Consider the following 19,144-nt stretch of genomic DNA (forward strand, 5'->3'; position numbering starts at 1 on the left):
AAACGACGTGCCCTATTCGCGCCAGCGTCAGGACGAGGTGATCGTTCGCATAAACGACATCAACACCCGGATTGTCGAAAACAGCACGCGCGCCGCCCAGATCGAACGGCAATTGTTCGAGGAGGAGAAGCGCGTTCGCAGTCTCGAACTGGCAGAAGTCACTTCGCCCTTCAGTGGCGTGGTGTGGACCCGCAACGTCGTCAACGGCTCCAACGTCATCTTGAACAACGAGCTGTTGCGCATCCTCGATTGCCGCGAACTGTTCGTCGACATTCTCGTTCCTGAAGTCGATTACGACGAGATCTACCCGGGCCGCGAAGCAGAGGTTCGGCTCCTCGGTCGGAGCGAAGTCTTCAAAGGGAAAGTGCAGGCCGTCAAAGGCTCGTCCGCGGTCGTCGAGAAGGACAATCTCGCGGCGAAGGAGCCGGAGGCCGAGGAGCGCGATGCCAGGATCCGCGTTCAGCTTGTCCCCTCGGCACTCAATACCGATTTCGGCAATTTTTGCCAGGTGGGACGGACCGCGCAGGTCCGCATCTCCCGGCACAATCTGCAAGTGACGCAGTGGATCAAAGGACTGTGGTTCAACCTCTTCTAGCGCTCGCGCCCACATTGCTGGTGATCGCCTTCTTCCTGCTCGGGCCATCGAACTGGTCGCGGCATCAAAGCTGGGCGCGCACCATCACCTGCGCGGTCGTTGGCGCGGTCGCCTTGCGCTACATGGTCTGGCGTTTCTTTGAGACCGTTCTTCCCTATCCGGCCGATGGCGCGAACATATGGTGGGTTTGGATCGTCTTCGTCATCGAGCTCCTTGCCTTCACCGAGGTCGTTCTTTTCCTCATCCTGATGAGTCGATACGTCGATCGCAGTCTCGAAGCGGACCGCTTGGGAAAAACGTTCTTCGCGCGCGCGCAGCAGGAGCTGCCCACGGTCGACGTTTTCATTCCGACCTACAACGAACCGCTCGATGTGCTCGAGCGTACGATCGTCGGGGCCCTGGCGCTCGACTATCCCAAGGACAAGTTCAAGGTCTATGTTCTCGACGACGGCCGGCGTGACTGGCTGAAGACCTTCTGCGCGGCGCGGGGCGCAGTTCACGTGACGCGGACGGACAATGCGCACGCGAAAGCGGGGAATATGAACAATGGCCTGCGCGCAAGCTCGGGCGACTTCATTGCCATTTTCGATGCAGACTTCGTTCCCTATCGCCATTTTCTCAAGCGCACCTTGCCGTTCTTCTCGGACGCGGAGATCGGGATCGTCCAGACCCCGCAGCACTTCTTCAATGTCGATCCGGTGCAATCGAACCTGGGTTTGGAGAACATCTGGCCGGACGAACAGCGCCTCTTCTTCGACGAAATCGCACCGAGCCGCGATGTTTGGGATGTCAGCTTCTGCTGCGGTTCGTGCTCGATCGCCCGCCGCAAGGCCGTAGATGCGATTGGCGGCTTCCCGACCGAGTCGATCACCGAAGACCTGTTGACGACGCTGTCGATGCTCAACAAGGGCTACAAGACCCGCTATTTGAATGAACGCCTGTCGATGGGATTGGCGGCCGAGAACCTCACGGGCTATTTCGTCCAGCGGGAACGCTGGTGCCAGGGCGGCATCCAGACGCTCTATCTCCACAACGGCCCGTTGCGCGGACCGGGCCTGTCGCTGTTCCAGCGGATCATGTTTCTCCCCATGTCCTGGCTGGTGCAGTACGTCGTGCGGCTGATCGTGCTGATCGTGCCAATCGCCTATCTCTGGTTCGGCGCTCTGCCACTGCACTTCACGAGCGTTGCCGACTATGTCTCAAATCAGCTTCCGGTGCTGGCGGCGTATTTCCTCCTGATGCTGTGGATCACGCCGACGCGCTATCTGCCCGTCGTCTCAAGCGCGGTAGGGACCTTCGCGACGTTCCGCATGCTGCCCACGGTTCTATCCAGCCTCGTGCGACCCTTCGGCAAGCCGTTCAAGGTAACCCCGAAAGGCACCGGTAACGAGGCAAACAGCTTCGACGCCTACACCTTCGCCTGGATTGCCGGGTTCATCGCCGTCACGGCGCTCGGACTTCTGATCAACCTCGTGCCGGAAACGGCACAGGTCCAGGGATCGTTCTCGGCGATCGGAGCCGTCTGGTCGGGGATCAACATCGTCGTCCTCGTCATCGCGTCTCTGATCTGTTTCGAAAAGCCACGTCGCCTTTTCCAGGCCTTCAAGCTCGACGAGCCCGCCAAGGTCGATGGGACACCGGGACGCGTGGTCAGCCTCTCGCTCGACAAGGCGGTCGTCGCCGTCCCGGAGGAGGTGCGCTTCCAGTCTGCGCAGGTAACCCTCAGGCTCGACGGTTTCGAACCGCTGCAGGCAGATCTTAGGCAAGTGACGCAGCGGCGCGGCGACATATCGCGTGCCGGCGACAAGCGGCGCTTCTACCTTCACCTTTACTATGAGCTCAGCGGCAAGGAGCGTGACCGGATGATCGTCAAGCTCTACACCGGGCGCTACTCCCAGGATATCCCTGACATCGACAAGATCGCAGTTTCGGTGAACCTGCTGCTGCGTGCCTTCGGGCGCACACGTACTGTCTCCTAGCGGGTCCAGATTTCACCACTGCCTAAACCGCCGGGCCGATAAATCTCGACCTGGACGCGGTACAGAGGAACTGTCGTCGGATGTGCGCGGCGATGGCATTGCCACGAGCCGGCAGCTTGCAACGCCGCCTTCATGTTTGCCCCTCAAGTGTGGTGATTCTCCTTCCGACGACCCAATCGGGTGCCTCTGCGACCAAGATCAGCCGCCTCGACCCCTCTCTGAAATCGACTTTTTCGGAAGTGGTATTTAACTTCGAAATACCACTTATTAGCTTTTTCTCAGACTTTGGACCGGGCGGCCAGACGCCGATTGACAGCGCCTCTTTGACGGACTTATCGTTAAGTCAAATTACTTGACTTAATAGATCGATCAACGAAACCTGAGGGGGAATTCGTCATGACGGCAGTCGAGGAAATGCGGCCTTTGCGCAATGCGCCGAGGGTCGGGAGGAGTGGTACGGCATGGCGTTTTGGGACGCTCGCGACCGTGCTGATGATGATCGGCGCCGCAGAGGCGCGCGCTGAATCCGTGCTCACCATGCACATCGAAGAGCAGACGAGCTGGGTGCAGAATTTCAACCCGTTCGACCTTGGCGGTCGTCGGCAGAGCACCATGGATTTCGTCTACGAACCACTGGTGATCTTCAACGATTACGACGGAGGCAAGCCGGTCTTTCGGCTGGCGACGGCCTACAAGTTTGCCGACGACCTGAAGTCGATCACCTATACGTTGCGCGACGGCGTGAAGTGGTCGGACGGCAAGCCGCTGACCTCGGCCGATATGAAATTTACGCTCGAGATGATGCTGAAGAACCCGGCGGTCGATACCGTCGGCGTCGGTGAGACCGTCGCTTCGGTGGAAGCGCCGTCGCCGACCGAGGTGAAGATCAATCTCAAGGGCGTCGACACGCATTTTCCGGAGTCGCTTGCCGATTTCCCCGTCGTGCCACAGCACATCTGGAAGGACGTGAAGGATCCGCTGGCCTTCAAGAACGAGACGCCCGTCGGCTCCGGCCCGATGACCGAGATCCGCCGCTTCACGCCGCAGGTCTACGAGCAGTGCCGCAACCCCAACTACTGGGATGCCGCGACGCTGAAGGTCGATTGCCTGAAGCTGCCGCAGATTTCCGGCAACGACCAGATGCTGGCGCTTCTGCCGGAGGGCTCGATCGACTGGTTCGGCTCCTTCCTGCCGCAGATCGACAAGACCTATGTCGGCCTTGATGCCGAGCACAACGGCTACTGGCAGCCGCCGGCCGAAACCGTTGCCTTCCAGATGAACTTCAAGTCGTCGAACCCGGGCAATGCCGAAGCCTTCAACGACATGACCTTCCGTCGCGCCTTCAGCCTTGCCATGGACCGCACCGCGATGGTCGATATCGCCGGGTTCGGCTACCCGGTCGTCAACACCCATGCGAGCGGCCTGCCGCCGCGCTTCGACAGCTGGCGCAATAAGGCCGCCGAGGGCGCGCAGGACGAGTGGCTCGCCTATGACATCGACAAGGCCAACAAGCTGCTCGATGATGCCGGCTACAAGAAGGACGGCGAAGGTTTCCGCACCACGCCGAGCGGCAAGCCCATCGCCTTCCCGATCATCGTGCCGAACGGCTGGACCGACTGGATTGACGCGGTGCAGATTGCGGCGGAAGGCCTGCGCAAGATCGGCGTCAACGCCTCTGTCGCCACGCCCGAATACGAGCAGTGGCAGAAACAGATCCTCGACGGCAGCTTTGAGGCGGTGATGAATTCGCGTGCCGACGGCCCGACGCCTTTCCGCGGCTACTTCCAGTCGCTGTCGACCGGCTTCGGCGGGCGTATCACCAGCGCGCCGTCACGCTATTCCAACCCCGAACTCGACAAGGTCTTCGATGACTACCGCCGCGCAGCGACGGACGAGGACCGCAAGAAGCTGTTCGATCAGGTGCAGGTGATCGTCGCCGACAATCTCCCCGTCGTCCCCGTCTTCAACGGTCCGACCTGGTATCAGTTCTCGACCAAGCGCTTTACCGGCTGGGTTACGAAGGATGAGCCGGTCATGAACCCCGAGGATCACGATAACAACCGGATGCGGCTGGTCCACCTGCTGCGCCTCAAGCCGGTGCAATAAGGCGAGACGGGCCCGACGATGTGGCTTTCCCGCCGGCGGCTTGCCGTCTACTGCGTGGCGTTCCTCTTCGCGATCGTCATGAATTTCGCGGTTCCCCGGATGATGCCGGGGAGCCCTGTCGACAGCATGATCGCCCAACTCGGACCGCGGGCAACGCCCGCGGCCATCGAGGCGATCAAGGCGCGCTTCGGCGCGATCGAGCAGCCGATCTGGCAGCAGTTCGTCGACTATGTCGTCGGGCTTGCCCATTTCGACCTCGGCGTCTCGGTCAAATACTACCCGCAGACGGTGCTTGAAGTGCTCGGCCGCTCGGCCGGGTGGACGGCCTTCCTCGTCGTCACGGCTATCGTCTTCTCGCTTTGCATAGGCGTGCTGCTCGGCGCTATCGCCGCCTGGCGCCGCGGCGGGCGTTTCGACAGTTTCGTGTCGCCTTTTTCGGTGGTGCTGATTGCCGTTCCGCCTGTCATCATCGCGCTCGCAACGTTGTTCACCTTCGGCGTGACGCTCCGGCTGCTGCCGGTCGGTTACGCCTACGATCCGAACCTCGATCCGGGGCTGAACTTCACCTTCTTCGGCAGCGTCTTCCTGCATGCGATCATGCCGGTACTGACGCTCTCCCCCTATCTCATCGGCGAGTTCCAGACGACCATGCGCTCCAGCATGATCTCGGTGCTTGGCGAGGACTATGTCACCATGGGCCGGGCCAAGGGATTGTCGGAAGCGGCCGTGATGTTCGGCTATGCGGCGCGCAATGCCATGCTGCCGGTGCTGACCAATCTGGCGCTGATGCTGGGTGCGGTCTTCGGCGGCTCGATCGTGACCGAGATCGTCTTCAACTATCCGGGCCTCGGCCTGACGCTCTATACCGCGAGCGTCGCCCGCGACTATCCGGTCATCCAGGGGCAACTGCTCTTGATGACGATCGCGACGCTCGGCGCCAATCTCCTGGTCGATATCATCTATGGCGTGGTCGATCCGCGCATCAGGGAGGGCAGGGTATGAATGCGGGCGTCTCCTTGTTCTGGCGGCAGAAGAAGGCCGTCGCCGGCCTTGTCATCATTCTCACGCTCTGCCTGATGGCGCTGTTTGCGCCGGTTCTTGCGCCGGGCGATCCGAGCGAGCGCGTCGGCCGCTCGCATCAGCCGCCGACCGTCGAGCATGTCTTCGGCACGACGAAGATGGGCCGCGACGTCTTCTCGCAATTTGTCTGGGGCGCCAGGCCGTCCCTTGCCGTGGGCTTTGCCACCGGCCTTGCGATCACTGCGCTCGGCACAATCGTCGGCCTCGTCGCCGGCTATTTCGGCGGTCGCACCGATGCGACGCTCGATCTTGCGACCAATGCCGTTCTGGTCATCCCCAACATTCCGCTCTTGATCCTGCTCGCCTCCTTTGCCGGCACCGTCGGGCCGATGGCGATCATGGCGATCATCGCTCTCACCTCCTGGCCCTGGGGCGCGCGCATGACCCGCTCGCAGACCATGGCGCTCCGGCAGCGCGAATTCGTGGTGGCGGCGCGCATGGTCGGCGAGCCGCACTGGCGGGTGATCTTCGTCGAGATCCTGCCCAATCTGGTGCCGCTGATCGGCATCAATGTCGTCGGCAGCATCATCTATGCGATCGTCGCCCAGACGACGCTCGAATATCTCGGCTTCGGCGATCCGCTCCGGGTGACTTGGGGCACCATGCTCTACAACGCCCAGAATTCATCGGCGATCATCGTCGGCGCCTGGTGGGACATCGCCGTTCCGGCCGCAGGCATCGCGCTCGTCGGCCTTGGTCTCGCGCTCATCAACTTCACCTTCGACGAGATCGCCAACCCGCAGCTTCGCTCCGGCCCGGCATTGAGCCGGTGGTTGCGTCTCACGCGGCTGCGCCGCCGTGAACTGGAGGCGGCCCGATGAGTGACGCACTGCTGGAAATCCGCAACCTCAACGTCGACTACCTGCTCGACGATGGTGCTTTCCGTGCCGTCAGCGATGTCTCGTTCGATGTCCGCCGCGGCGAACTCTTCGGTCTTGCCGGCGAATCCGGCTGTGGCAAGAGCACGATTGCCTATGCGATCACGCGGCTCTCGAAGCCGCCGGCCTGGGTCGCCGGCGGCGAGATCCTGCTCGACGGCCAGAACCTCCTGAAGATGCCGGAGACTGCGCTGCAAAGCGTGCGCTGGCGGCGGATCGGCATGGTGTTCCAGAGCGCCATGAATTCGCTCAACCCGCTGATGCGGGTCGAGGCGCAGTTCTTCGACGTGCTGCGGCGGCACACCGGCGCGACGCGGCCACAGTCGCGGGCCCGGGCCGAAGAGATGTTCCGGCTCGTCGGCATTCCGGTGGGCCGCCTCGACAACTATCCGCACCAGTTCAGCGGAGGCATGCGGCAACGCATCGTCATTGCGATCTGCCTGGCGCTGAAGCCGGAACTGATCATCATGGACGAACCGACGACGGCGCTCGATGTGGTCGTCCAGCGGGAAATCCTGGAGCAGATCGTCGACCTGCAGCGCAGCCTCGGTTTCTCGGTGCTGTTCATCACCCACGACCTGCACCTGATGGCGCAGCTCTGCCACCGCATCGGTGTTATGCTGAAAGGGCAACTGGTCGAGGTCGGCGACACGCAGCAGATCAGCCGCGCGCCTTTACATGACTACACGCGGAAACTCTGGGGCGCGATCCCGCAACTGCCGTCATCCGTCCGCAGCCTGGGGGTCGTCGAATGAACGTGATGCCGCTAGCGACGACAATGGCTGGTGAAGACGACGCGATCGTGCGCCTCAAGGACATCAGGCGCAGCTTCGGCGCCGTCGAGGCCTTGCGGGGGATTTCGCTCGCCTTGAAGCCGGGCCGGGCGCTGGCGCTGGTCGGCGAGTCCGGTTGCGGCAAGACCACCTGTGCCCGCATCGTCGCAAGGCTCGATGCGCCGACATCGGGGAGGATGGCGTTTCGCGGCGCCGACGTTACCCAGGCCGGCGAAAGGGCCGAGGAGAAGAGGCGTCGCCGGGCGATCCAGATGGTGTTTCAGGATCCGTTCGCCTCACTCAACCCGGTGTTCTCCATCTACCACCATCTTGCGCGGCCGCTTCTGTTGCACGGTCATGCGAAGACCGGGGCCGAAGCACGGGCGGCCGTCGCGCGCCTGCTCTCCGATGTCGGCCTTGATCCCAGTGTGACCGCGCGAAAATTTCCGCACGAACTGTCCGGTGGCCAGCGCCAGCGGGTCAACATTGCGCGGGCGCTCGCCGTCGGGCCGGATGTGCTCGTCGCCGACGAACCGACATCGATGCTCGACGTTTCGATCCGGCTTGACATCCTGGAACTGCTTGCGCGCATCAAGCGCGAGCGCAACCTCGCCATGCTCTATATCACCCACGATATCGCCACGGCCGCCCACATTGCCGAGGAGGTGGTGGTGATGTTTGCAGGCCAGATGGTCGAGTGGGGCGAGACCGGCGCCGTCATCGGCGATCCCCGCCATCCCTATACGCAACTGCTTCTGTCTGCGGTTCCAGATCCCGATCGCCCCTTCGTGCCGGGGCAAAGCGCCCGCTTCCTCGCCCATGCCGACGACGTGCGGCGAAAGAGCCGTCCGGCCTCCGACGACGTGGAAGAAGTTACCGTGAATCACTTCGTCCGTGCCCTTGGCCAAACGCCGACGGGAGCTATGTGAACCGAGGACACGCCTTCGCCAAGAAACGCGCTGGCCTTCCGGCCGATCGCAGAGACCAATCACTCATGGAGCCATTTGATGACGTTTGCCGCCAAATCTGACTATCTTCTGGAAACGCTCTGGGTGCCGGTCGGCACCGCCGACAGGTCGGTCTATGCGCTGACGCTCACCAACAATTCGGACCGGCCGATCAAGGGTTTTCGCCTCTGTGTCTCCGGCCCTGCACGCATCGATCCTGCCGCCGAGGTCGAGGGCGGGCAGCTTCTCGTCCGGCTCTCCAACTATGCCGAATTCGCGCCGCCGGAGGGGTTTGAACTGAAGCCCGGCGCGACCTGGACGCTCAAGGCCCTCGGCATGAGCTTCGAGCCGCGCCACTGGACCGATGGCGCTAACGCGGCCTTCCTGGTGCTTTCCGACGGCACGAATGCACCAGTGGCCGTGCTTGCCTCGCGGGCGCATGGGGACAATGCGGAGCTGAAGCGCGGCGCCGCCGTCTATCCGGTGCCGAAGGTGGCGCCGGTGCCGGTCTCGATCGTGCCCTGGCCGCAAGCGGTTGCGGTCTCCGGTCAGTTGCTGGCGCCTCCGGGGCTCGATCTGAAGGCCGAAGGCAGTGAAGCGTCCGCCGCTGCGAAGGCGTTTGCCGATCTCACGGCCAGCCTGTTTCCGGTTGAGGGCATCGTCCGGCCGGCGGCGGAAGGCGGTTTCCCGGTCGCTCTGTCAAAGGCAGCAGACCTTGGTCCGGAGGCCTACACGATCCGCTTCTCGCTCGCCGGCGTTGCCGTTTCGGGTGGTAGCGAGACGGGCATCCTCTACGGACTGATCACGCTCGGTCAGGTCCTGCGCGGGGCGCGGTCGCATCCGGGCACCTTCGTGTTTCCGACGGGCGGCGAGATCAAGGACGAGCCGGCGCTCGCCTGGCGCGGCACCCATCTCGACGTCGCCCGGCAGTTCTACAGCACAGCGGAAGTCGAGCGCTTCCTGCGGCTGATGGCCTGGAACAAGCTCAATCGTTTCCACTGGCACCTGACCGACGACGAGGCTTGGCGCATCGAGATCGACGCCTATCCGGCGCTGACCGAAATCGGCGCCTGGCGCGGCCACGGCCGCAAGATCCCACCGCTGCTCGGCTCCGGGCCTGAGCCGACTGGTGGCTATTACACCAAGGCGGCAGTCCGTCAGATCGTGGCGCTGGCAGCCAACCTCGGCATCGAGGTGATGCCGGAAATCGACATTCCCGGACATTCCTATGCCATGCTGCAAGCGATCCCGGAGCTGCGCGATCCCGACGAGAAGGGCAGCTATCATTCGGTCCAGGGCTTCCCGGACAATTGCCTCAACCCGGCGCGTGAAGAGACCTATCGCGTGCTGGAGATCATCTTCGACGAGTTGATCGATCTCTTCCCGATGCGCGCCATCCATGTTGGCGCTGACGAGGTACCACTCGGCGCCTGGTCCGGTTCGCCGGAAGCACTGGCACGGCTGCGCGCGCTCGCCGGCGACGAGGTCGCCGAAACCCATGCCAAGCGGCTGAACGTCGTCACCAACACCCACGGCGCCGACGAAATCGACGGCTCGGGTGCTGCGGTGCTGCAGGGCGAGTTCCTGGCCCGCGTCCAGAAATTCCTGGCAAGCCGCGATTGCGTCACCGGCGGGTGGCAGGAGGCGGCCCACGGCAATGTCATCGACAAGGCGAAATCCCTGCTCTTCGGCTGGCGTACGGTCGAGGCATCGGCAGCACTTGCCGAGGAAGGCTATGACATCGTCGTCTGCCCCGGCCAGGTCTACTATCTCGACATGGCCAACAGCCCGGCCTGGTCGGAGCCGGGCGGCAGCTGGGCCGGCTGGTCGGATCCGGAAAAGCTCTACACCTTTGACCCCGTCGAGGGCTGGACGGATGCGCAGAAGAAGCATTTGCTCGGCGTGCAGTGCTGCATCTGGTCCGAGCCTATGACCGACCGCGCCGTCTTCGACCGGCTCGTCTTCCCCCGGCTTTCGGCGCTGGCCGAAACCGGCTGGACCCGACCCGAGCGCAAATCCTTCAAGCGCTTCGAGGCACTGGTCGGGCTGATGCCGGTGCTCTACGGCTTCTATGCCGCGGAGTAAGAACGAGTGAGTTTCCAGTTTTCGTCTGGGCTTGGCCAGGCGATGGCTTGGATAGGTGAACGGCGGCGAGAGCCGCCGTTTGTCGTTGCGAGACAACCGGACGCATGCCTGTGGTCCGTGGGTGCGATTTGGATTTTCGTGCTTGTGCGCTAGAGCACGGCACGCAAGAGTAAGCATCGACCCCGCGACAATCCGCAGGGACGCAGCGTTTCTCGAGGCCACGTTATCGATGCGAAGACTTCCTGGACTGTCGGCGATGAAGGTCTTCGAAGTGGTCGGGCAGACCCGCAGCTTCACGCGGGCGGCTGAGCGGCTCAACCTCACGCAAAGCGCCGTCAGTCGGCAGGTCCGCAACCTCGAGGACGAACTTGGCGAAGACCTGCTCATCCGCCGCCACCACCATCTCGAACTGACGCCGGCCGGCGCCGAATTGCTGGCGACGATCCAGGAGGCGTTTCACAGCATCGAGGTGTCGCTGCGCAGCATCACCGAGAAGAGCAACCAGAACCGCTTGCGGATCAACGTGCCGCCGACCTTTGCCAAGCGCTGGCTGCTGCCGCGTATGCCGCGACTGCGTGCAGCTTTGCCCGACGTCGATATCAGCCTCAGCACGGAGGCCACGGACACGCTTGCCGAGCGCGGCCTTCTCGATTGCGCGATCCGCTTCGGCGATGGCGAGTGGCCGATGCTGGATGCCAGCATCCTGATGACGGAACGGCACGTCGTCGTCTGTGCGCCATCGCTGCTCGAAGGGGTGAAAATCGAAGGTCCGTCGGACCTCCAACGCTTCACCTTCCTGCACGTGCTCGCCTCGCCCGACCGGCGCTATCTGACCTGGCGCCATTGGCTGGACGCGGCCGGGTTCCAGGATGTCGATACGCGCGGCGGGCTGGAGTTCGACCTGCTCGACCTTGCGATCGAGGCGGCCTGCGCGGGTCTGGGCGTCACCGTTGCCGATCGTTCGATGGTGCGGGTTCAGTTGGAAACTGGGCAGCTCGTGCAACTCTTCGACGTCGAAGTTGAGGGGCATGAATCCTATTGGTTCGTCACGCGGCCCCAGGCGGGAACCGACAGCAAGGTCCATACCTTCCGCGCCTGGCTGCTTACGGAAGTTTCGGCTGACCGAGTTGCCTGAGCCAAGCATTCCATTTTGGAATGCTCTCACTGAAAATTACTCGCTTGTGCCTCCGGGCCTATCGTCGCAACAGTTTCGTGACGGTCTCGGTCGGGGAGAGAGACGGGCCGCCGCTCGTTGTGCTCTCTCCCGCGCAGTCCGCTAGTCCCGCGTGCCTTTGGCGCCCGGAGCCGCGGCCAACACATCCGAGATGCCATGAGCCCCTATCGCAACTTTTCCGGCGGTCGTTTCATCGAAAGCACGTCTGCGGTGACGATCGACGTCCGTAATCCGGCAACCGGCCAGGTCTTCACATCGGTGCCGGCGGCAACGGACGAGGAGGCAAAAGCGGCGGTCGAGGCAGCCGTGAAGGCCCAGCGCGGCTGGGCGGCCCTTCCGGCCATCCAGCGTGGCGACGCGCTTCGCCGCCTGGCTGCAGTGCTCGAAAGCCGGGCCGGAAACATCGGCGCTGCCCTGGTGAAAGAGTCGGGCAAGAGCCTCGCCGACGCGACCGCCGAGGTCATCTACGGCGCCGAACTGATGCGCTACCACGCCGAATGGGCGCGCCGCATCGAGGGCGAAGTGATCGAGAGCGACAATCCCGGCGAAACGCTTCTCCTCAAGCGCGTTCCGATCGGTGTCGCCGCCTGCCTGATCCCGTTCAACTATCCGATCTACACACTGGTGCGCAAAATCGCCCCGGCGCTGATAGCCGGAAACGCCGTCGTTGTGCGCCCGAGCAACAACACGCCGACATCCGCCTTCGTTTTGGCCGAAGCGATCGTCGAGGCCGGCCTGCCGGAAGGTCTCGTCAACATCCTCACCATGTCGCATGACGTTGCGAAAACGCTCTGCACCCATCCCGGCGTCGGCATGATCACGCTGACCGGCAGCGTTTCGGCCGGTCGCATCGTGCTCGACTACTGCAAGGAAAACATCGCCAAGCCCTCGCTCGAACTCGGCGGCAAGACGCCTGTTATCGTCGAGCCGGATGCCGATCTCGATGTCGTCGCACAGGCGATCATCGCCGCCAAGACCGCCCATTGCGGCCAGGTCTGCACCAGCGTCGAGCGGCTCTATGTCCACGAAAGCGTGCATGACACGCTTCTCGCCAAGCTGCGGGAAGGCTTTTCCGCCCGCGCCTTCGGCGACCGCGCCGAGGATGCGACCCGCATGGGGCCGCTCGCCAACGCCGCCGCGCAGAAGCGGGTGCATGAAATGGTCGAGCAGGCGAAGGCGGAAGGTGGAACGGTCGAGACCGGCGGTCATCTTCCGGAAGGACCGGGCTACTTCTATCCGCCGACGCTGATTTCCGGCTGCCGCCAGGAAATGGAGATCGTGCGCGAGGAAGTCTTCGGTCCGGTGCTCGCGATGATCCGCTACTCGACGTTCGAGGAAGCATTGGCAAAGGCAAGCGACCATCAGTTCGGCCTGAGCTCGGTTCTCTTCACCGAAAACTACCGCACCGTCATGCGCGCGAGCGACGCCATCGAGGCCGGTGAGCTCTATGTCAACCGCTTCCCGGCCGATCCTTATCAGGGCTTCCATGCCGGCTGGAAACGCTCGGGCCTCGGCGGCGACGACGGCAAGCACGGCATGCTGGAATTCACCCAGACGCGCCTCGTCGTCCTGAAACACTGACCTTCTGAAATGACGCAATTCCGAACGGGAACCGGGATTGTCTGGACATCAACATCAAGACCGGGCCGATGGCATTGCTCCCGCCATCGGTCTGGGAGGAGACTACCCTTGAGCTCAATTTCCGAAACAGAAATCGCCGCGCCGTCCGTGTCGGCCAGCAGCCGTTATCTGCAACTGGCGCTGATCGTGGTCGCTGCCGGTGCGATCTATCCGATCCTTTATCTGCGCCAGTCCTACCAGACGACGATGCTGGAGGTGCTGAAGCTCTCGAACACCGAGCTTGGCGTCCTTTATTCCATTCTCGGCACCAGCTTCCTTGTCGGCTATCTGCCGAGCGGCTGGCTTGCCGACCGCGTCCAGCCCCGAATCCTGATCCTCATCTCCATGGTCGGCACCGGTCTGCTCGGCCTCTGGTATGCGACGCTGCCCAGCTACTCATCGCTTCTCGTCATCTATTGCGGCTTCGGGGTCACGACGGGCCTGACGTTCTGGGCCGCCACGCTGAAGCAGGTGAACTTGATTGCCGGCGCCAATGAGCAGGGACGCTTCTTCGGTATTCTCGACGGTGGTCGCGGCCTGGTTGAGGCGTTGCTTGCAAGCGTCGCCATCGCGCTCTTCGTCTTCACGACGGAAACGCGCGGTGCCGCGCTTGCCATGGGCTTCCGCGATGTCGTGCTGCTCTATGCCATCTTCTGCATCGTCGTCGGCGTCGCTTACTTCGCCGTCTCGCAGCCCGTCGCTGTCAACAAGGGCGCGCGTATGCGCGAAGGCAACCTGCTTGCCGACATCAAGACGCTGCTCTGTATCCCCGAGGTGTGGCTGGTCGCCGCCATCATCTTCTGCGGCTATCACGTCTTCCTTGCGACCTACAGCTTCTCGGCCTATCTGCAGGAAGGCGGCTTCGGCATTTCAGCCGCCATGGCCGGCCTGATCGTCACGGTTAAGCTGTGGTTGCGCCCGGTCGGCGGTATCGGCGGCGGCCTGCTCGGTGACCGCTACGGCAAGACGGGCATCCTGCTCCTGAGCTTCCTTGTCGCGATCGCCAGCCTCGTGGCGATGATCGCGCTCCCAGGTGTTGGCTCTACGGTCCTCTTCGTCGGGCTGGTGCTGCTCGTCGGCCTCATCACCTACACGATCCGCGGTCTCTACTGGGCGATCCTCGACGATTGCCACGTGCCGGCCAACATCACCGGGCTTGCCATCGGCATCATCTCGCTCGTCGGCTATGCGCCCGACACCTACCTGCCGCTCGTCAACGGATACCTGTCGGACCGCTATCCCGGCATCACCGGCTACCAGTTCTATTTCGGCTACATCGCCGCCGTCTGCGTCCTCGGCGCCATCGCCACCCTGGCGCTGATGGCCCGCCTCAAGAAAAAAGGATGACCCCCATGAAGATCGCGTCTCTCAAGACCTATGCCGTCGCCGTCCCGCCGCCGCATGTGGGTGGCATGTACTGGATCTTCGTGCGCCTCACGACCGCCTGCGGCATCGAGGGCATCGGCGAGATCTACGCGACCTCGTTCCATCCGAAGGCGCTGACACCGCTGATCGAGGACGTCTTCGAGCGGCATTTGCTCGGCCATGACCCGCACCAGATCGAGCGCTTCTGGCGCTCGGCCTATTCGAGCGGCTTCACCCAGCGCCCGGACCCGACGATGATGGGCATCGTCTCGGGCCTCGAAATCGCCTGCTGGGATATCATCGGCAAGGCCGCCGGCCGGCCGGTCGCAGACCTCTTGGGCGGCACGGTGCACGAGAAGCTGCGCGCCTATACCTATCTTTATCCGAAGAATGCCGCCGGCGAGTTCGATTTCAACGACCCGGATCTCGCCGCCGACTGCGCCGTCGAAATGGTCGAGATGGGCTTCACCGCCGTCAAGTTCGATCCGGCAGGCCCCTACACCAACTATTCCGGCCATCAGCTTTCGCTCGGCGTCATGGATCGCTCGGAGGAGTTCTGCCGCAAGATCCGCGAGGCTGTCGGAAGCAGCGCCGATCTGCTCTTCGGCACGCACGGCCAGATGGTGCCGTCCTCGGCGATCCGGCTGGCGCGGCGCCTCGAAAAATACGACCCGCTCTGGTTCGAAGAGCCGGTTCCTCCGGGCCAGGAAGCGGCGATGGCCGAGGTGGCGCGTGCGACCTCCATTCCGATTTCGACCGGCGAGCGCCTGACGACCAAATACGAGTTCCAGCGCATCCTCGAACTCAAGGCTGCCTCGATCCTGCAGATGAATGTCGCGCGCGTCGGCGGGCTTCTCGAAGCGAAGAAGATCGCCGGCATGGCCGAGGCCTACTACGCCCAGATCGCGCCGCATCTCTACAACGGCCCGGTGGGCGCCGCCGCCAGCATCCAGCTTTCTGCCGCCACACCAAACTTCCTCATCCATGAGGCGATCCTCGATTTCAGCGGGTTCCATGCGGACGTGCTGAAGACCAAGCTCATCGTCGAGGACGGCTATATCATCCCGTCGCGCGAACCTGGTCTCGGCATCGAGCTCAACATGGATGTCGTCGAGAAGCACACGCCCTACACCGGCGAGCGCCTGCACCTGCAGATGGACAGCCGGCCGGCGGACGTGAAGGCCTTTGCGCCGGCACGCGGATAACTCCGACGATAGGATATCGAGATGATCTACGACTACATCATCGTCGGCGCCGGGTCGGCGGGCTGCATTCTTGCGAGCCGGCTCAGCGAAAACGGTCGCCACAAGGTGCTTTTGATCGAGGCCGGCGGCAACGACAATTCCTTCTGGTTCAAGATCCCGGTCGGCTACGCCCGCAGCTACTACAACCCCGCGGTCAACTGGATGTATTCGAGCGAGCCGGAGGCCGAGCTTCAGGATCGCAGCATCTACGTGCCGCGTGGCAAGGTCCAGGGCGGATCCGGCTCGATCAACGCGATGATCTATGTGCGCGGCGCGCGCGACGACTTCGACGACTGGAAAAACGCCGGCAATGCGGGCTGGGGCTATGACGACGTGCTGCCCTACTTCCGGCGGCTCGAAACCCATGCCCGGGGATCATCGGAGTGGCACGGCGGCGAAGGGCCAATCCACATCACGCCGATGCGCGGCATGACGCACCCGATCACCGATGCATTCCTCGAAAGCTGCGGTTCGCTACAATTGCCGCTGAACGAAGATTTCAACGGCGCCTCGATCGAGGGCGCCGGTGTCTACGACGTTAACACCAACAATGGTCGCCGCTCGCATTCGAGCGCCGAGTATCTGAGGCCCGCCCTCAAGCGTCCCAATCTCACGATCGAACGCTACGCGCAGGCCAAAGGACTGGTCTTTGGCGAAGATGGGCGCGTGACCGGCGTCGATGTCATTCAGAATGGGACGCGGCGGCGCTTCACGGCGGGGCGCGAAGTCATCCTGGCCGCCGGCGCGGTCGGTAGCCCGCAACTGCTGCAGGTCTCGGGCATCGGTGACGGCAAGGCGCTGTCGTCGCTCGGGGTCGAAACGCGCCGGCATCTGCCGGCCGTCGGCCAGAACCTGCAGGATCATCTCTGCGCCAGCTTCTATTATCGCGCGACGATCCCGACCTTGAACGATGAGTTCGGCAGCCTCTTCGGCCAGATGCGGCTCGGCCTGCAGTATCTCTTAACCGGCAAGGGACCGTTCTCGATGAGCGTCAACCAGGCGGGCGGTTTCTTCCGCGGGAAGCCTGATGAAGAGAGGCCGAACATCCAGCTCTACTTCAACCCGCTCTCCTACCGAATTCCGAAAGATCCGAAGGCCGGTCTGAAGCCGGAGCCCTATCCTGGTTACCTGATCTGCTTCAACTCCTGCCGGCCGACGAGCCGCGGCAGCATCTCTATCGCGTCCGGGGATCCCTCGGCGAAGCCGCTGATCCGCCCGAACTATCTGACGACCGATCGCGACATCGACGAGGTGCTGCAGGGGAGTCGGCTGGTGCGGCGCATCGCGTCGGCCTCGGCGCTCTCTTCGCTGACGGCAGAAGAAATCTCGCCGGCGCCACGCGTCGAAAGCGACGAGGCGCTGCTGGACTATTTCCGCGAAAACTCAGGATCGATCTACCATCTCTGCGGCACCTGCGCGATGGGGTCGGATCAGGCGCGTTCGGTGGTCGACAGTCGCCTGAAGGTCCACGGTGTTCCCGGCCTCCGTGTCGTCGACGCCTCGATCTTCCCCAACATCACCGCCGGCAACATCAATGCGCCGACGATGATGGTTGCGGAAAAGGGCGCCGATCTCATCCTGGCGGATGCCGCCTGACGAGACGCCACGTGCGCTGACTTGGGCAACCCGACGCAGGTGCCGGCCGCAAATGCAAGCGCTGCGATTGGCGAGGTGTGAATTGCCATCGCCGATCGAGCGTGGCTATACTCCCGTGACTTCATAGCCGCCTACAATCAGTGCTTGCCTGGCCGAAAGATTGTTGCCGCCACGCTTGGGCGTGGTGGGGAGCGTCCGCGTTGCGGCCGCCGGCAAAGCACTGCGAGCAACGCCTGCGAGGGAGAGACGCATGCTGAGTTTCCGCTTGAAGAACCTGCCCGTCACCGTGTTTGTTTCGTTGAGCCTGACGCCCTGGGCGGTGCAGGCGGCCTCGCCGGAGCCTGTGAAGGCCGAGCACGGCATGGTGGTCACCGCCCAGCATCTGGCGTCCGACGTCGGCGTTGCCGTGCTGAAAAGCGGCGGCAATGCGGTGGATGCGGCCGTTGCCGTCGGCTATGCGCTTGCCGTCACCTATCCGACTGCCGGCAATATCGGTGGCGGTGGCTTCATGACGATCCGCTTCAAGGACGGCAAGACCACCTTCCTCGACTTCCGCGAACGGGCGCCTCAAGCTGCGACCAAGACCATGTATCTCGACGCCAAGGGTGATGTCGTCGATGGCCTGAGCACCGAGGGCTATCTTGCCGTCGGCGTCCCGGGGCCGGTCATGGGCTTTGAAGTGGCCCGCAGTCGCTATGGCACCAAGTCGCTTGCCGATCTGATCGCGCCGGCGATCGCGCTTGCCAAGGATGGCTTCGTGCTGGAGCAGGGCGATATCGATTCCTTCGAGGGCGAGACGGACAGGCTCGCCAAGGATCCGGCAGCCGCCGCCATCTTCCTGAAGGACGGCAAGCCTTTCGTCGCCGGCGAGAAGCTTGTCCAGGCCGACCTTGCCGCATCGCTTTCGAGCATCGCCGAGAAGGGCACCGACGCTTTCTACAAAGGGGCGATTGCCGATCAGATCGTCAAGGCGAGCGCCGATAAGGGCGGCATTCTGGCGAAAGCAGATTTCGAGCGCTACGCCGTGCGCGAACTGGAGCCGGTCAAGTGCAACTACCGCGGCTATGACATCGTCTCTTCGCCGCCACCGTCCTCCGGCGGCGTGATCATCTGCGAAATTCTCAACGTTCTCGAAGGCTACCCTATTTCCTACATGGGCTATGGCGCCGCCGAGACCGTGCATGTGATGATCGAGGCGATGCGTCATGCCTATGTCGACCGCAACACGTCGCTCGGCGATCCGGACTTCGTCGAAAACCCCGTCGCCAAGCTCACCGACAAGGCCTATGCAAAGGAAATCCGCGCCAAGATCGATCCGTTCCGCGCCGGCGTTTCCGCAACGCTGATCCCCAAGGGTTTCGGTGAAAGCAAGGAGACGACGCACTATTCGATCATCGACGACGAGGGCAATGCCGTTGCCGTCACCTATACGCTGAACGGCTCCTTCGGCGCCGGCGTGGTGGCGCCCGGAACCGGCATCCTACTCAACAACGAGATGGACGATTTCACCGCCAAGCCCGGCGTGCCCAACCTCTACGGGCTGGTGCAGGGCGAGGCCAACGCGATTGCGCCCGGCAAGACGCCACTGTCATCGATGAGCCCGACGATCATCTCCAAGGACGGCAAACCCTTCATGGTGATCGGCAGCCCGGGCGGCGCCCGCATCATCACCATCACGCTCGAAGCGATCCTCAATGTCATC

The 19,144-nt window shown here is 63.2% G+C and carries 14 protein-coding genes; all 14 read left to right on the plus strand.

Annotated elements, in window-relative coordinates:
* A partial coding sequence (locus I8N66_RS27925) for an HlyD family secretion protein (RefSeq protein ID WP_291160865.1) occupies positions 1–595 on the plus strand: 595 nt, incomplete at its 5' end.
* Positions 577–2,574: a glycosyltransferase gene (locus I8N66_RS27930; RefSeq protein ID WP_291160868.1), complete on the plus strand. Its 1,998-nt coding sequence runs from the start codon at positions 577–579 to the stop codon at positions 2,572–2,574. The genes I8N66_RS27925 and I8N66_RS27930, both read left to right, overlap by 19 nt.
* Positions 2,575–3,066: 492 nt before the next feature.
* On the plus strand, positions 3,067–4,680 hold the full coding sequence (locus I8N66_RS27935; RefSeq protein WP_291160906.1) for an ABC transporter substrate-binding protein: 1,614 nt from the start codon (positions 3,067–3,069) through the stop codon (positions 4,678–4,680).
* Positions 4,681–4,698: 18 nt separating this feature from the next.
* A complete protein-coding gene (locus tag I8N66_RS27940; RefSeq protein WP_291160871.1) occupies positions 4,699–5,682 on the plus strand; it encodes an ABC transporter permease in 984 nt (327 codons plus the stop codon).
* Entirely contained in the window at positions 5,679–6,581 is a 903-nt protein-coding gene (locus tag I8N66_RS27945) for an ABC transporter permease (protein ID WP_034789645.1), read from the plus strand. Before I8N66_RS27940 ends, I8N66_RS27945 begins: the two co-directional genes overlap by 4 nt.
* Positions 6,578–7,393 (plus strand): ABC transporter ATP-binding protein, encoded by an 816-nt coding sequence (locus tag I8N66_RS27950; protein ID WP_291160885.1) that lies wholly within the window; start codon positions 6,578–6,580, stop codon positions 7,391–7,393. The genes I8N66_RS27945 and I8N66_RS27950 overlap by 4 nt, the downstream gene beginning before the upstream one ends.
* Positions 7,390–8,340, plus strand: coding sequence for an ABC transporter ATP-binding protein (locus tag I8N66_RS27955; protein WP_291160888.1), 951 nt, complete (start codon positions 7,390–7,392; stop codon positions 8,338–8,340). Before I8N66_RS27950 ends, I8N66_RS27955 begins: the two co-directional genes overlap by 4 nt.
* Positions 8,341–8,418: 78 nt before the next feature.
* Positions 8,419–10,443, plus strand: coding sequence for a beta-N-acetylhexosaminidase (locus I8N66_RS27960; protein WP_291160891.1), 2,025 nt, complete (start codon positions 8,419–8,421; stop codon positions 10,441–10,443).
* Between the two features lie 229 nt (positions 10,444–10,672).
* On the plus strand, positions 10,673–11,578 hold the full coding sequence (locus I8N66_RS27965) for a LysR substrate-binding domain-containing protein (RefSeq protein WP_291160894.1): 906 nt from the start codon (positions 10,673–10,675) through the stop codon (positions 11,576–11,578).
* Positions 11,579–11,773: 195 nt separating this feature from the next.
* Positions 11,774–13,198 (plus strand): aldehyde dehydrogenase, encoded by a 1,425-nt coding sequence (aldA, locus tag I8N66_RS27970; protein WP_291160896.1) that lies wholly within the window; start codon positions 11,774–11,776, stop codon positions 13,196–13,198.
* A 108-nt stretch (positions 13,199–13,306) separates the two neighbouring features.
* Positions 13,307–14,584 (plus strand): MFS transporter, encoded by a 1,278-nt coding sequence (locus tag I8N66_RS27975; protein ID WP_291160897.1) that lies wholly within the window; start codon positions 13,307–13,309, stop codon positions 14,582–14,584.
* 5 nt (positions 14,585–14,589) lie between these two features.
* Positions 14,590–15,807, plus strand: a complete 1,218-nt coding sequence (locus I8N66_RS27980) for a mandelate racemase/muconate lactonizing enzyme family protein (protein WP_113539780.1) — start codon at positions 14,590–14,592, stop codon at positions 15,805–15,807.
* 21 nt (positions 15,808–15,828) lie between these two features.
* Positions 15,829–17,442 carry a GMC family oxidoreductase N-terminal domain-containing protein gene (locus tag I8N66_RS27985; RefSeq protein WP_291160901.1) on the plus strand — a complete coding sequence of 538 codons (1,614 nt, stop codon included), beginning with the start codon at positions 15,829–15,831 and terminating at the stop codon, positions 17,440–17,442.
* A gap of 250 nt (positions 17,443–17,692) precedes the next feature.
* The coding region (ggt, locus tag I8N66_RS27990) for a gamma-glutamyltransferase (RefSeq protein ID WP_291160903.1) at positions 17,693–19,144 on the plus strand (1,452 nt) is incomplete at its 3' end.

This window comes from Ensifer sp. SSB1, assembly GCF_016652895.1.
Lineage (GTDB): Bacteria > Pseudomonadota > Alphaproteobacteria > Rhizobiales > Rhizobiaceae > Ensifer.